At 71.8% G+C, this 13,617-nt stretch carries 13 protein-coding genes; 4 read left to right on the forward strand and 9 right to left on the reverse strand.

The genetic code is table 11. The features are described 5' to 3' along the window. Window positions 1–18: 18 nt before the first annotated feature. The 3 genes from M8C11_RS13555 to M8C11_RS13565 are packed head-to-tail and all read right to left on the reverse strand — an operon-like array spanning window position 19 to window position 3,262. Entirely contained in the window at window positions 19–927 is a 909-nt protein-coding gene (locus tag M8C11_RS13555) for an ABC transporter permease (RefSeq protein WP_135243417.1), read from the reverse strand. Further along, on the reverse strand, window positions 924–2,081 hold the full coding sequence (locus M8C11_RS13560) for an ABC transporter ATP-binding protein (RefSeq protein ID WP_252449782.1): 1,158 nt from the start codon (window positions 2,079–2,081) through the stop codon (window positions 924–926). Before M8C11_RS13560 ends, M8C11_RS13555 begins: the two co-directional genes overlap by 4 nt. After that, a complete protein-coding gene (locus tag M8C11_RS13565) occupies window positions 2,078–3,262 on the reverse strand; it encodes a spermidine/putrescine ABC transporter substrate-binding protein (protein WP_120571549.1) in 1,185 nt (394 codons plus the stop codon). Before M8C11_RS13565 ends, M8C11_RS13560 begins: the two co-directional genes overlap by 4 nt. Window positions 3,263–3,467: 205 nt before the next feature. Here M8C11_RS13565 and M8C11_RS13570 point away from each other — a divergent pair, with 205 nt between their 5' ends. The 3 genes from M8C11_RS13570 (at window position 3,468) to M8C11_RS13580 (ending at window position 6,860) form a co-directional block, all read left to right on the forward strand. After that, on the forward strand, window positions 3,468–3,980 hold the full coding sequence (locus M8C11_RS13570; protein WP_018787551.1) for an Lrp/AsnC family transcriptional regulator: 513 nt from the start codon (window positions 3,468–3,470) through the stop codon (window positions 3,978–3,980). A gap of 148 nt (window positions 3,981–4,128) precedes the next feature. After that, window positions 4,129–5,475, forward strand: a complete 1,347-nt coding sequence (locus M8C11_RS13575) for an aspartate aminotransferase family protein (protein ID WP_135243415.1) — start codon at window positions 4,129–4,131, stop codon at window positions 5,473–5,475. Between the two features lie 5 nt (window positions 5,476–5,480). Next, window positions 5,481–6,860, forward strand: a complete 1,380-nt coding sequence (locus tag M8C11_RS13580) for an FAD-binding oxidoreductase (protein WP_252449829.1) — start codon at window positions 5,481–5,483, stop codon at window positions 6,858–6,860. A 117-nt stretch (window positions 6,861–6,977) separates the two neighbouring features. Here the strand turns inward: M8C11_RS13580 and M8C11_RS13585 are convergent, their stop codons facing one another. Further along, window positions 6,978–7,346, reverse strand: coding sequence for a DUF3499 domain-containing protein (locus M8C11_RS13585; RefSeq protein WP_120571551.1), 369 nt, complete (start codon window positions 7,344–7,346; stop codon window positions 6,978–6,980). A 153-nt stretch (window positions 7,347–7,499) separates the two neighbouring features. On the opposite strand from M8C11_RS13585, the gene M8C11_RS13590 reads away from it, so the two are divergent. Beyond that, a complete protein-coding gene (locus tag M8C11_RS13590; RefSeq protein WP_018787548.1) occupies window positions 7,500–7,949 on the forward strand; it encodes a metallopeptidase family protein in 450 nt (149 codons plus the stop codon). 102 nt (window positions 7,950–8,051) lie between these two features. Here the strand turns inward: M8C11_RS13590 and M8C11_RS13595 are convergent, their stop codons facing one another. The 5 genes from M8C11_RS13595 to M8C11_RS13615 all read right to left on the reverse strand — a co-directional run bounded on the left by M8C11_RS13595 (window position 8,052) and on the right by M8C11_RS13615 (window position 13,563). After that, window positions 8,052–8,312: a WhiB family transcriptional regulator gene (locus tag M8C11_RS13595; protein ID WP_013284161.1), complete on the reverse strand. Its 261-nt coding sequence runs from the start codon at window positions 8,310–8,312 to the stop codon at window positions 8,052–8,054. A 459-nt stretch (window positions 8,313–8,771) separates the two neighbouring features. After that, window positions 8,772–9,110 (reverse strand): phospholipase, encoded by a 339-nt coding sequence (locus M8C11_RS13600; protein ID WP_252449783.1) that lies wholly within the window; start codon window positions 9,108–9,110, stop codon window positions 8,772–8,774. Window positions 9,111–9,123: 13 nt separating this feature from the next. Next, window positions 9,124–10,521 carry a DUF4331 domain-containing protein gene (locus M8C11_RS13605; RefSeq protein WP_252449784.1) on the reverse strand — a complete coding sequence of 466 codons (1,398 nt, stop codon included), beginning with the start codon at window positions 10,519–10,521 and terminating at the stop codon, window positions 9,124–9,126. A gap of 72 nt (window positions 10,522–10,593) precedes the next feature. Continuing rightward, window positions 10,594–10,887, reverse strand: coding sequence for a hypothetical protein (locus M8C11_RS13610; RefSeq protein ID WP_252449785.1), 294 nt, complete (start codon window positions 10,885–10,887; stop codon window positions 10,594–10,596). 150 nt (window positions 10,888–11,037) lie between these two features. Beyond that, window positions 11,038–13,563 (reverse strand): bifunctional FO biosynthesis protein CofGH, encoded by a 2,526-nt coding sequence (locus M8C11_RS13615; RefSeq protein ID WP_252449786.1) that lies wholly within the window; start codon window positions 13,561–13,563, stop codon window positions 11,038–11,040. Between the last annotated feature and the right edge of the window lie 54 nt (window positions 13,564–13,617).

The following is a 13,617-nucleotide window of genomic DNA, read 5'->3' on the forward strand; positions in this document are numbered from 1 at the left end:
CTGCGCTCCTCGCGCTCATCACAGCACCTCCTCCGTGCCGGCCTTACGCAGGTAGACGAAGACGATCGCCAGGATCGCGGCCATCAGCAGGAACGACAGCGCCGCGCCCTGCGGATAGTCCAGCCGGACCAGGAACGCCGAGTCGATGACGTTGCCGATCATGTACTCGTTCGGCGTACCGAGCAGCTCGGCGTTGATGTAGTCGCCGGTGGCCGGGATGAAGAACAGCAGCGTGCCGGCGATCAGGCCGGGCATCGACAGCGGCAGCGTGACCTTGGCGAACGCGCGCAGCGGGCTCGCGTACAGGTCGCTCGCCGCCTCCAGCAGCCGGGGATCGAGCCGCTCCAGGCTCGCGTACAGCGGCAGCACCAGGAACGGCAGGAAGTTGTACGTCAGGCCGAGCACCACGGCGATCGGAGTGGCCAGCAGCCGGCCGTCCGGGCCGAGCAGGTGCACGTCACGCAGCAGCCCGACCAGCGCGCCGTTGTCCGACAGGATGGTCTTCCAGGCCAGCGTGCGCACCAGGAAGCTGGTGAACATCGGCGCGACCACCGCGACCAGCAGCAGGTTCTTCCACCGGCCGGCCTTCTGCGCGATCGCGTACGCCAGCGGGTAGCCCATCAGCAGCGCGAGCACCAGCGCGATGGCCGAGTAGAGGAACGACCGGGAGAACTGCGGCCAGTACGCCTGCAGCGCGTCCGGGTAGTTGCCGAACGCCCAGGTCATCGCGTACCCGGTGGAGAGCGAGCCGGCCGGGTCGTAGAGGCTGGCCGAGGCGAGCTGCACCAGCGGGAGCGCGAAGAAGACGAGCAGCCAGACCGCGCCGGGCAGCAGCAACAGGTACGGCAGGAGGCGGCTGCGCCCGCGCCGCACCGGCGGCGGCACCGGCTTCCCGGCGGAGGTCGGTACGTGGGCCAGCGCGCTCATGGCAGCGCACCCACCGGCGGTTCGTCGAGCAGCGGCGTGGTCTGGTCGTCCGCACCGGCGGCCCGGGGCAGCAGGAACGCGTGGCGCGGATCCCAGTGCGCGGTCACCGCCGTACCGACGGCGAGCCGGCCGCCCAGCCCGCTGTTCGCGGCGAACGCGGACAGCTCGCTGCCCCACGCGGTGCGCACCAGGTACTGGGTGCTCACCCCGACGTAGGAGGCGTCGGTGACCACGCCGCCGACGTGCTGGTGCCCGGCCGGCACCCGGTCCGGGCCGTCGGCCAGGTGCAGCTTCTCGGGACGTACGCCGAGGAAGGCCGGCCCGTCGGTGAGCCGGGCCCGGCCGGCGGGCACCGAGAAGCGCGCGCCGTGCGCCGTGACCAGCACGTCGTCGGCGGCGCGGCCGCCGGCTTCGGCGGCGAGCAGGTTGGACTGGCCGAGGAAGTTCGCCACGAACGCGGTGGCCGGGTACTCGTAGATGTCGGCGGGCGCGCCGAGTTGCTCGATCCGGCCGGCGTTCATCACCGCGACCGTGTCGGCCATCGTCATGGCCTCCTCCTGGTCGTGGGTGACGTGCACGAACGTGATGCCCACCTCGGTCTGGATCCGCTTCAGCTCGATCTGCATCTGCCGGCGCAGCTTCAGGTCCAGCGCGCCGAGCGGCTCGTCGAGCAGGAGCACCTGCGGGTGGTTGATGAGCGCCCGGGCCAGCGCGACGCGCTGCTGCTGGCCGCCGGAGAGCTGGGCCGGGCGGCGCCGGCCGTACCCTTCGAGCTGCACCAGCGCGAGCATCCGCTCGACCTGGTCGCCCACCTTGCGGATGCCGCGGCGGCGCAGCCCGAACGCCACGTTCTCGTGGATGTCCAGGTGCGGGAACAGGGCGTAGCTCTGGAAGACGGTGTTCACCGGCCGCTTGTACGGCCGCAGCCCGGCGATGTCCTGGTCGCCGAGCAGCACCTGCCCGCTGGTGGGCTGCTCCAGCCCGGCGATCATCCGCAGCGTGGTGGTCTTGCCGCAGCCGGACGCGCCGAGCAGGGCGAAGAACGAGCCCTGCGGGACGGTCAGGGTGAGGTCGTCGACGGCGGTGAAGACGCCGAACCGCTTGGTCAGGTCGACCAGTCGCAGGTCGCCGGCCGGGGTCTGCTGCCCCTTCACGCGCCGATCACCTGCTGGAACTTGGTCTCGTACTCCTTCTCCTGCGCTTCGTCGAGCGCCATGAAGACCTTGGCCTTGGACAGCATCGCGTCGTCGGGGAAGATCAGCGGGTTGGTGGCCAGATCCGGGTCGATCTTCTCCATCTCGGCCTGCGCGCCCTGCACCGGGCAGATGTAGTTGACGTACGCGGCCAGCTTCGCGGCCACCGCCGGGTCGTAGTAGTGGTTCATCAACGCCTCGGCGTTGGCCTTGTGGGTGGCCTTGTTCGGCACCAGCATGTTGTCCGACCAGAGCATCACGCCGGATTCGGGCACCACGAACTTGATCTTCTCGTCCTCGAAGCCGAGCTGGACGACGTCGCCGGACCAGCCGATGCACGCGGCGATGTCGCCCTTGGCCAGGTCGGGCGCGTAGTCGTTGCCGGTGAACCGCCGGATCTGCTTGCTGTCCACGGCCTTCTTGAGCTTGTTCAGCGCGTCGTCGAACTGGGCGGCGGTGAACTTGGCCGGGTCGTGGCCGAGCGACTGGAGCAGCAGGCCGATGGTGTCGCGCATCTCCGACAGCACTGTCACCTTGCCCTTGAGATCGGGGCGGGTGAGCAGCTCGTCGACGGTGCGGATCTCCTTGGTGACCTTCGCGTTGTACGCGAGCCCGGCCAGACCGGACTGCCACGGGACCGCTAGCTGGGTCTCGGCGTCGAAGGAGCGTCCGCGCAGCGACGGCAGCAGGTTCGCCTCGACGTTGGGCATCTTCGACTTGTCCAGCTTCTGCACCCAGCCGAGGCGGATCATCCGGGCGGCCATCCAGTCGGTGAGCACCATGATGTCCCGGCCGGTGCTCTGACACCCGGCGAGCTGGTTACGGACCTTCCCGAAGAACTCGTTGTTGTCGTTGACGTCCTCTGTGTACGTCACCTGGATGCCGGAGGCGGCGACGAACGCGTCGAGCGTGGGGCGCTTGGACTCGTCCTTCTCGTCGGTGTCCATGTACTGCGGCCAGTTCGAGAAGGCGACCTTCTTCTCGGTGGCGGACAGATCCTCGCTCTTGCAGCCGGCTTCGGTCTGCTGGGCGCCCTTGGTCCCGCAGCCGGCCAGGGTGCCCGCGGTGGCGAGCAGCGCGGCCGAGCCGACGGTCCCGGTGAGCAGGCCACGCCGGGTGAGGGTCCGGAGGGGACTACGCATGTGACGACTCCTTGGGGGGCATCGTCGGCGGCGGGACGGGGGCGGCGCGCCGGCGGGAGGGTCAGTGGCGATGGACGACTGATCCTGACATGAGAAAACCTCTCTCACAAGGGATTCCGTTGCCGGAATAGCCAGTCGCCACGAAATACGCCAGACTGCGCGGGGCACTACGCTCAACACGGAGATTCGGACACGAGGAGCGTCGATGGTCAACCGGCACCAGGAGATCGGGAACGGCAACCGCCGGGTCACCGTGCGTGAAGGCGCCAATCACGCTCTGCTCGACGACGTGGCCAAGCAGATCATCGAGCAGCTCCAGGAGGACGGGCGCCGCCCGTACGCGAGCATCGGCAAGGCGGTCGGCCTCTCCGAGGCGGCGGTACGCCAGCGGGTGCAGCGGCTGCTCGACGCGGGCGTCATGCAGATCGTCGCGGTCACCGATCCGCTCCAGCTCGGCTTCCCCCGCCAGGCCATGATCGGGCTGCGGACCGACGGCGACCTGGAGCCGGTCGCGGACCGGCTGGCCGAGTTCGAGGAGATCGACTACGTGGTGATCACCGCCGGCTCGTTCGACCTGCTGGCCGAGGTGGTCTGCCGCAACGACGCACACCTGCTGGAGATCCTCCAGAAGCTGCGCGGCGTCCCCGGGGTGCTCTCCACCGAGGCGTTCGTCTACCTGAAGCTGCGCAAGCAGACCTACAGCTGGGGCACCGCCTGATGCGGATTCCGTTGACGGCGCAGTGATACAACGCTGAATCCGTCGCGTTGAAGCTTGTTCGCTTGCCTTATCGGCATCGCCTGTGGGATAACCGTGGGCAGAGCGGCCGGTGTCACCCCTGACCGGCCCGAGACCCGATGGGGCTGACATGGCCAACGCCACCGACCACCTGTGGATGCACTTCACCCGCATGGCGAGCTACCCCGCCGGCGAGGTTCCGACAATCGTCCGGGGCGAGGGCGCGTACGTCTGGGACGCCCAGGGCCGCCGCTACCTGGACGGGCTGGCCGGGCTGTTCGTCGTCAACGCCGGCCACGGCCGCGCCGAGCTGGCCGAGGCCGCCGCCAAGCAGGCCGGCGAGCTGGCCTACTTCCCGCTCTGGTCGTACGCCCACCCCAAGGCCGTCGAGCTGGCCGAGAAGATCGCCACGCTCACCCCCGGCGACCTGAACCGGGTCTTCTTCACCACCGGCGGCTCCGAGGCCGTCGAGGCGGCGTGGAAGCTGGCCCGGGCCTACTTCAAGCGCACCGGCAAGCCCACCAAGCACAAGGTGGTCAGCCGCTACATCGCCTACCACGGCACCTCGATGGGCGCGCTGTCGATCACCGGCCTGCCCGGCATCAAGACCGACTTCGAGCCGCTGGTGCCGGGCGGCATCAAGGTGCCGAACACCAACTTCTACCGGGCCCCCGAGCACGGCGACGACGCCGAGGCGTTCGGCCGCTGGGCCGCCGAGGAGATCGGCCGGGCCATCGAGCGGGAGGGGCCGGAGACGGTCGCCGCCGTCTTCCTGGAGCCGGTGCAGAACTCCGGCGGCTGCTTCCCGCCGCCGCCCGGCTACTTCGAGCGGGTACGCGAGATCTGCGACGCGTACGACGTGCTGCTGGTCAGCGACGAGGTGATCTGCTCCTGGGGCCGGCTCGGCGAGTACTTCGGCGCCGTCCGCTACGGCTACCAGCCGGACATCATCACCACCGCCAAGGGCATCACCTCCGGCTACGCCCCGCTCGGCGCGATGATCGCCAGCGAGCGGCTGATGGAGCCGTTCCTCACCGAGACCGGCATGTTCGCGCACGGCGTGACGTTCGGCGGCCACCCGGTCTCCTGCGCGGTCGCGCTGGCAAACCTGGAGGTGTTCGCCCGGGAGGACCTGATCGGGCACGTCCGGGCCAACGAGGGCGCGTTCCGGTCCACCCTGGAGAAGCTGCACGACCTGCCGATCGTCGGCGACGTACGCGGCGACGGCTACTTCTACGGCATCGAGCTGGTCAAGGACAAGACGACCCGGGAGACGTTCGACGAGGCCGAGTCCGAGCGGCTGCTGCGCGGCTTCCTGTCCACCGCGCTGTTCGACGCCGGGCTCTACTGCCGGGCCGACGACCGGGGCGACCCGGTGGTGCAGCTCGCCCCGCCGCTGATCGCCGACCAGCAGCACTTCGACGAGATCGAGCAGATCCTGCGCGGGGTGCTGACCGAGGCGTGGTCCCGGCTCTGACGCCGATGACCGACTACCGGCATCTGTCGTACTGGCTGTCCGGCCTGGACGAGCCGCTGACACCGCGACCCGGGTTGCCCGGCGACACGGACGCCGACGTGGCGATCGTGGGCGCCGGGTACACCGGGCTGTGGACGGCCTGGTACCTGGCCGAGGCCGACCCCACGTTGCGCGTCGTCGTGCTGGAGCGGGAGATCGCCGGGTACGGCGCGTCAGGGCGCAACGGCGGCTGGTGCTCGGCGCTGTTCCCCACCTCGCTGCCGGCGCTGGCCCGGCGGCACGGCCGGGACCGGGCACTGGCCATGCAGCGGGCCATGCACGACACGGTCGGCGAGGTTGGCCGGGTCGCCGCCGTCGAGGGCATCGACTGCGACTGGCGGGCCGGCGGCACCGTGACGCTCGCACGCGGCGAGGCCCAGCTCCACCGGGCCCGGGCCGAGGTCGCGCAGGCCCACGCGCACGGGCTGACCGACGACGACCTGACGCTGCTCGACGCCGACGAGGCCGCCGCGCGGTGCAACGCCGAGGGGGTACGCGGCGGCACGTACACCCCGCACTGCGCCGCCGTGCACCCGGCGAAGCTGGTCCGGGGCCTGGCCCGGGCGGTGGAGCGCCGGGGCGTACGCATCCACGAGCGCACAGCGGTGACCGCGCTGCGGCCCGGCGCGGCGGTGACGGCGGCGGGCGTGGTCCGGGCGCCGGTGGTGGTCCGCGCGACCGAGGGCTACACGCCCGGGCTGCCCGGCCAGCGCCGTGTGGTGGCGCCGGTCTACTCGCTGATGGTGGCCACCCCGCCGCTGCCCGAGGAGACCTGGGCGCGGATCGGGCTGGCGGAGCGGGAGACGTTCTCCGACTACCGGCACGTCATCGTGTACGGCCAGCGCACCGCCGACGGGCGGCTCGCGTTCGGCGGGCGGGGCGCGCCCTACCACTACGCCTCCCGGGTGCGGCCGGGCTTCGACCGGGAGCCCCGGGTGTTCGCGGCGCTGCGCCGGGCGCTCGGGGAACTGTTCCCGGTGCTCGGGCCGGACGTGCCGGTGACGCACGCCTGGGGCGGGCCGCTGGGAGTGGCCCGGGACTGGTCCGCGTCGGTGGGGCTGGACCGGCGTACCGGGCTGGCCTGGGCGGGCGGCTACGTCGGTGACGGCGTCGGCACCAGCAACCTCGCCGGGCGTACGCTCGCCGACCTGATCCGGGGCGTGGAGAGCGACCTCACGGCGCTGCCCTGGGTCGGGCACCGCTCCCCCCACTGGGAACCGGAGCCGCTGCGCTGGCTGGCGATGAACGCCGGCCTGAAGATCATGTCCTCAGCCGACCACACCGAGCACCGAACCCATCGCCCGTCCCGCCGGGCAGACCTCTTCAACCACTTCCTGGGCCACTGACCCACTCCCCGTTCCACCCCACCCCGTTGATCATGAAGTTGGCGGCACTCAGGGAGATCGAAAACGCCGTCAAGTTCATGATCGACGCGGTGAGGGCCGGGGGCGCGGGCGCGCGGGTCAGTGGTGGGGTGGGATTACCCGTAGGTGGCCCCGGCGGCCCTGCTGGGGGGTCTGGGGCTTGGTGGGCTCGTCCTCCGGGGGACGGGGCGGGGCCGGGCGGGCGGCCTCGCGTACCGCCTCGGCCAGCGCCACCAGGTCGTCGGTGGTGGGCGGCGGCGGCTCGAACTCGCCCTCGTGCCGCACCACGTCCCAGCCGCGCGGGGCGGTCAGGCTGCGGGCGTGCGGCTCACACAGGTCGTACGTGTGCGGTTCGGCGAACGCCGCGAGCGGGCCCACCACCGCCGTCGACTCGTTGTAGACATAGGTCAATGTGGCGACCGCTTGCCGGGGGCAGCCGTTACGGGAGCAGCGCCGTGGTGACCTCACGGCGGCAGGGTATCCCCATTACCGGGTCCGGCGCACCGCTTCGCGTTACGACACGCCCGTCATGGTGATCACAATTCCTCCGACCGGCGCACCGGCACGCCGGACGGCCGCGCGACGGCGGGTGGACCGCCGGCCCGGGCTACCCTGTGCGTCATGACGAGCCCCCAGAACCGCCGCCCCGGCTCCGGCCGGCGCACCCACCGTGACCGGCACGGTCGCGGGCTGCGCGGGCGGCTGGTGCCGGCCACGGTGCCGCTGGCGCGGACGAAGGCCGAGGTCTTCGACGATCTGGTGCTCGACACCGTGGAGACGCTCGAACGCCGGTTCGCCAAGGAGCTGGCCGGTGTGGAGTTCGCGGTCGAGGACGTCCCGCCGGATCTGAACGTCTACGACTCGGACGTGCTGGAGGACGGCGAGGTGCCGCTCGCCCGGCTGCTGCCGGGGCGGCCCGGCCGCCAGGAGGTGCCGCCGCGGATCGTGCTCTACCGGCGGCCGCTGGAGTTCCGCGCGATGGACCGCGAGGACCTCGCCGACCTGGTGCACGACGTGATCATCGAGCAGGTGGCGAATCTGCTCGGGGTCGACCCGGACGAGCTGGCCTGACCGGTTCGGCCGGACAGGACGCCGCCACCCGGCCGGACCCCTCCGGCCGGACGGCGACCCGGGTCCGGGGCGGCCCCCACCGCCCGTGGACCCGTACGTGGATCAGGCGGCGACCCGCCGCTTGAGCTTGCGCCGCTCCCGCTCGGAGAGGCCACCCCAGATTCCGAACCGCTCGTCGTGGCCGAGCGCGTACTCCAGGCATTCCGTCTTCACTTCGCACCGCGAGCAGATGCGCTTCGCCTCGCGGGTCGAGCCGCCCTTCTCGGGAAAGAACGCCTCCGGGTCGGTCTGCGAGCAGAGCGCTCGCTCCTGCCACTCCGGCGCGTTCCCGAGCAGGTCGGCCACCTCGAGCTGGCCGTCCATCGATTGCCTCCTTGTCGCGCACCGGCGTCATTCGCCGCTGCAACCCCCCACGCGAAAGGCGTGCCTGTCCGTACGGTCACCATTTGTTGCGTTCCGTGCGAACAACCCCATTCAAATTACACGCGTGTAATGCGTGCGCCGTCAAGCCAAACTTGATAATGGAGTCGCCCTCCCGACACGTCCGGGACGACCGCCGCGGTCGCCCGTAGCCTCGCAACCTGCCCTATCGATTCAGACCCCGGACGAGTAACGCCCTCCCCGGCGAGTTGCCGGAAGTTTTCTGCCGTGGCGCATCGCCGACAGGCCGGCCGGACGCCCCCGCCGGCCGCTCGTACCAAGATCAGAATGGTGGGGCAAAGGGTAACCCGCTTCCCGCGGTACCGCCCGTCGAGCCGTCCAACGCCGACCGCGCCCCGTCCATCATGTGGACGGGGCGCGGGTTGCGGCGCGACTGACGGCTCAGTCCAAGCGGGCTGGTGAGCTGGTGGGCCAGACGAATTCGGCGACCGACCCGCCGGTGACCGAGATCGCGCCGGCGGACGTACTCTCGTCCCACCAGACGGTATAAACGCCGGCCTCCAGATCCGGGTAGACGGCACTGTGGAACACCCCGTCCCGGACGTACCGCTCGCGTACGGCGGAGTGGGTCCGCGGGCCGTCGAGGTCCACGCGGCTGATCTCGATCTCCCGGCCGTGCAGGTCACGCCCGGTGTGGATGATCAGTGCGCCCCGGTCGCCGCCGAGGTCCAGCACGACGCTGCCGACCTCCGACGGGCCGAGCTCGTGATGGCGTGACATCGCCCGCCTCCCGTCAGGACTTCTTCGCCTGCGGGTTGCCGAACCCGTCGTACGGCGTACCGAGGAACGGGAAGTCGGCCAGGAACGGCGCTGTCACGTCGGCCGCGCTCAGGCCCGGCGTCACCGCCGCGGCGGCGGCGTCCGGCTGGAACGTCTTGTCGACCAGCGGCACGGTCAGCCCGGCGACGGCGCGCAGCGCGATGGTCACCACGTCGTCGGCGACGCGGCGGCCGTTGGGGAAGCCGGCCAGGTCGCCGCCGAGCACGCCGAACCGGTCCGGCTTGGGGCTGGGCCGGATCGCGGTGTTCAGCCGCAGCATGTCCGCCTGGACGTCGCCGGTGGTGTTGGCGAAGCCGTCGATCAGTCCGGCCGGGACGCCGGTGAGCAGGATGGCCACCAGGTCGGCACGCGGCTTCTTGGACTTGTTGAGCGCGTCCAGATTGGGGAACACACCCGGGTAGAGCGTGGGCAGCAGGGCGGCCAGCTCGGGCCGCTCGACGAACCCGGCGAACCGCTTGTCCTCCGACGGCGGCAGCGTGTTCCAGACGTCCTTCCTGGACATCGGCACGATGACCTCGTTGAACAACGGGTTACCGAGCCGCGACACCTGGGTGAAGGGCCCGGCGGCGGTGTCGGCGGCGACCCGGTCGCCGAGCACCCGCACCTGCTGGCGGGACGCGCTGGTCCAGACCCCGATCGTGGAGGCGCGGTCGGCGTAGCCGTAGCGGGCCGCCTTGCGGCGCACCTGGTTCAGCGGCACCTGCACGGCGAGGCTGTGCACGTTGAGCCGGTCCAGCGCGTTCACCGGCTCCCCCTCGGTCCGGAACAGCTTCTTGCCGGCGACGTGCAGCTGCTGGAACGGCCGCAGCGTACCCAGGTCGAACACCGCGCCCAGGTCGACGAAGAAGCCGTCGGCCCGTTGCCCCGCGAAGACCTTCTCGCCGGTGGACAGCTTGAACGTCGCCTGCCGGACCAGGTTCTGGTAGTTCGGCGTGGACAGCGGCCCGACGTTGCACGGCGGGCAGGGCAGTTTGTGCGCCAGCACACGGGCTCGGCCGTCGGCGATCCGGGTCAGCCGGTAGAACTGGCGCCGGTTCCAGTTCTTGCTCTCCAGCGACTCGATCGGCCCGGTGTTGTAGAGAAAACTGTTCTGGTTCGTGATCTCGGTAGTGAATTCGAAACGATAGGTGACGTCGGGATAACCGTCCCCGTCGTTGTCGATGTGAATCTCGTACCGGACGTCGTCACCGAACTCGAAGAAGTTCGGGCCGCCGGAGGGAAGCTGCACCGGCACGTAGTTGGCGATCAACGTGACCGTGTCCGGCTGGCTCGGCGTGACGAACGCGTACAGGTCGGAACTGTCGGCGACCGGATCCTTGGCGATCTCCGGGGCCTCGCGGTGAGAGGACATGGCGGACGCACCTTCGTCGGGGGAACGGAAAGCGGAACCGGCGCCGGGAGCCCGCGCCGGCGGAGGGCTGGGTCAGCGCCGGCCGGCGGCGCGCACCAGGCGGTCGGCCAGGCCGCGGTCGCGTACCTCGACCCGGGTGGTGCCGACGAAGACGTCCATGACGCCGGTGGCGGCGTCGCGGAGGTGGACCACGATCGGCTCGTCGCGCCGGCTCGCCGTGGGGGCGTTCTGCGCGGCGGACAGGCCCGGCACGGTGAGGGCGGCGGCGCCCAGTGTCGCGCTCGCCGCGGCGGTGAGCGTCTGCCTGCGGGTCAACCGCAGCCAGGTCCGCCGTTTCGGCGCGTCGGTGGTCTCGTCAGTGCTCATCGGCAGCCTTTCCGGACCGGCGCCGCAGCGCCGCAGCGGGCCGGGCGCCCGGACGCCGCCGGGCCCCGGTTCGGGGTCACCGGCGGCGGTCCTCGCCGAAACCGCCGCCGGCATCCACAGGTACGGCGTGCGGTCGGGAAAGGTTCGACCTCAGGCGCGGGCGTGACCGTACGCGGTCGTCCGCTTGCGGAACGGCCGCCCGGCGGCGGTGGCGATGGCCCGCAACTGCTCCTCGGTACGGGCCGAGCCGTTGCCCGAGCCGGCCATCCGGGAGATCGTCTCCTCCATCAGCGTGCCGCCCAGGTCGTTGCAGCCGCCGCGCAGCATCTCCACGGTGCCCGCGTCGCCGAGCTTCACCCAGGAGCACTGGATGTTGTCGATCCGGCCGTGCAGCAGCAGCCGGGCCATCGCGTGCACCGCCCGGTTCTCCCGCCAGGTCGGGCCCGGGCGGGCGATGCCGGCCAGGTAGATCGGCGCGTTCGTGTGCACGAACGGCAGCGCCACGAACTCGGTGAACCCGCCGGTACGGTCCTGCACGCCGGCCAGCACCCGGAAGTGGGCGAGCCACTGGCCCGGGTGGTCCACGTGGCCGTACATCATCGTGGAGCTGGACCGGATGCCCAGCTCGTGGGCCGTGCTCACCACGTCGACCCAGGCGGCGGCCGGCAGCTTGCCCTTGGTGAGCACCCAGCGCACGTCGTCGTCGAGGATCTCGGCGGCGGTGCCCGGGATGGTGTCCAGCCCGGCCTCGCGCAGCCGGAGCAGCCACTCCCGCACCGGCACGCCGGCCTTCGCCGCGGCGGTGACGATCTCCATCGGGGAGAACGCGTGCACGTGCATGTCCGGCACCCGCGCCTTGATCGCGCGGACGATGTCGGCGTAACCGGTGACCGGCATCTTCGGGTCGATGCCGCCCTGGAGGCAGACCTCGGTCGCGCCGGCCGTCCACGCCTCCTCGGCCCGGTCGGCCACCTGCGAAAGCGAGAGCCGGAACGCGTCGGCGTCGCTCTCCCGCTGGGCGAACGCGCAGAACCGGCAGCCCACGTAGCAGACGTTCGTGAAATTGATGTTGCGGTTGACCACGTAGGTCACGTCGTCGCCGACCGCGTCCCGGCGCGCGTCGTCGGCCAGCCGGCACAGCTCGTCCAGCGCCGGGCCGTCCGCGCCGAACAGCGCCAGCGCCTTCGCCTCGTGCGCCGGCGTCAGCAGCGCCGCCGGGTCGTCGGCGGCGAGCCGCAGGCCGGCGCGCAGGTCGGCGTCCGCGCCACCACCCAGGGGTACGCCCGCGCGCGCCTCCGGCGCCACCTTGCCGGCCACCTCGGCCCAGTCGCCGTAGACGCTGTCGAAGTCGCCCCGCCGGTCGTCGGTGCGGCCGGTGACGTCGATGGTGACGTGCAGGTCGGTGCGGCCGCCGTAGACCTCCTCCGGCTCCTGCCAGGGCCGTCCCACCGGGCGGGCCGCCTCGACCGCGAGCCCGGTGGCCGGGTCGGCGAGCGCTGTGACGTGCGGCAGCAGGCGCGGGTCCAGCCACGGCTCGCCCGCGCGGACGTACTCCGGGTAGACGGTCAGCCGCTCGCGCAGCGTGAACCCGGCACTCGCGGTACGCGCGGCCAGCTCGTCCAGGTGCGGCCAGGGCCGCTCCGGGTTGACGTGGTCGGGCGTGACCGGGGAGACGCCGCCCCAGTCGTCGATGCCGGCGCGCAGCAGCAGGTCGTACTCGCCCGCGATGAGGTTCGGCGGAGCCTGGATGCGGGCCTTCGGGCCGAGCAGCACCCGGGCCACCGCCACCGTGGCGGCCAGGTCGTGCAGCTCCGCGTCGGGCATGCCGCGCATCGCGGTGTCCGGCTTGGCGCGGAAGTTCTGCACGATCACCTCCTGGAGGTGGCCGTACTCCCGCATCGCCCGGCGGATCGCGAAGATCGCGTCGACCCGCTCGGCCCGGTTCTCGCCGATGCCGATCAGGATGCCCGTGGTGAACGGCACCCCGACCCGGCCGGCGTCGTCGAGCACCCGCAGGCGCACCGCGGGTTCCTTGTCCGGCGAGCCGAAGTGCGGGCCGCCCGGCTCCGACCAGAGCCGGGTGGCTGTGGTCTCCAGCATCATGCCCATGCTCGGCGCGACCGGCTTGAGCCGCTGCAACTCCGACCAGGTGAGCACGCCCGGGTTCAGGTGCGGCAGCAGGCCGGTCTCCTCCAGCACCGCCACCGCGCAGGCGCGCAGGTAGTCCAGCGTCGAGTCGTACCCCCGCTCGTCCAGCCACCGGCGGGCCGCCGGCCACCGCTCCTCGGGCCGGTCGCCGAGCGTGAACAGCGCCTCCTTGCAGCCCTGCGCGGCACCCTCGCGGGCGATCGCCAGCACCTCGTCGCGTTCCAGGTAGGCGGCGGGCAGCCGGTGCGGCACGGTGGCGAACGTGCAGTAGTGGCAGCGGTCCCGGCAGAGCCGGGTCAGCGGGATGAAGACCTTCTTCGAGTACGTCACCACGCCCGGCCGCCCGGCGTCACGCAGCCCGGCGTCGCGGATGTCGGAGGCGATCCGGAGCAGCTCGTCGAGCATCGGCCCGCGGGCGGCGAGCAGCGCGCCCGCCTCGCCGGCGTCGAGCGCCCGGCCGGTGGCGGCCCGCCCCAGCGCCCGCCGGATGCTCGCCTCGGTCGGTTCGGGGTCGCTGCGATCAACCATCCGCCCAGCCTAAGCGCTGCCGGAGCGCAGGATGCCCGCCCCCGGTCGCGGTCC

Origin of the sequence: Micromonospora sp. CPM1 (assembly GCF_023896895.1) — a bacterium.
Classification (GTDB): Bacteria; Actinomycetota; Actinomycetes; order Mycobacteriales; family Micromonosporaceae; genus Micromonospora; species Micromonospora tulbaghiae.

Bases quoted from the DNA above. Each gene is read 5' to 3' on its own strand.
- M8C11_RS13555 (WP_135243417.1), bottom strand. From the start codon at position 927: ATGAGCGCGCTGGCCCACGTACCGACCTCCGCCGGGAAGCCGGTGCCG.
- M8C11_RS13565 (WP_120571549.1), bottom strand. From the start codon at position 3,262: ATGCGTAGTCCCCTCCGGACCCTCACCCGGCGTGGCCTGCTCACCGGG.
- M8C11_RS13570 (WP_018787551.1), top strand. From the start codon at position 3,468: ATGGTCAACCGGCACCAGGAGATCGGGAACGGCAACCGCCGGGTCACC.
- M8C11_RS13575 (WP_135243415.1), top strand. From the start codon at position 4,129: ATGGCCAACGCCACCGACCACCTGTGGATGCACTTCACCCGCATGGCG.
- M8C11_RS13580 (WP_252449829.1), top strand. From the start codon at position 5,481: ATGACCGACTACCGGCATCTGTCGTACTGGCTGTCCGGCCTGGACGAG.
- M8C11_RS13590 (WP_018787548.1), top strand. From the start codon at position 7,500: ATGACGAGCCCCCAGAACCGCCGCCCCGGCTCCGGCCGGCGCACCCAC.
- M8C11_RS13595 (WP_013284161.1), bottom strand. From the start codon at position 8,312: ATGGACGGCCAGCTCGAGGTGGCCGACCTGCTCGGGAACGCGCCGGAG.
- M8C11_RS13600 (WP_252449783.1), bottom strand. From the start codon at position 9,110: ATGTCACGCCATCACGAGCTCGGCCCGTCGGAGGTCGGCAGCGTCGTG.
- M8C11_RS13605 (WP_252449784.1), bottom strand. From the start codon at position 10,521: ATGTCCTCTCACCGCGAGGCCCCGGAGATCGCCAAGGATCCGGTCGCC.
- M8C11_RS13610 (WP_252449785.1), bottom strand. From the start codon at position 10,887: ATGAGCACTGACGAGACCACCGACGCGCCGAAACGGCGGACCTGGCTG.
- M8C11_RS13615 (WP_252449786.1), bottom strand. From the start codon at position 13,563: ATGGTTGATCGCAGCGACCCCGAACCGACCGAGGCGAGCATCCGGCGG.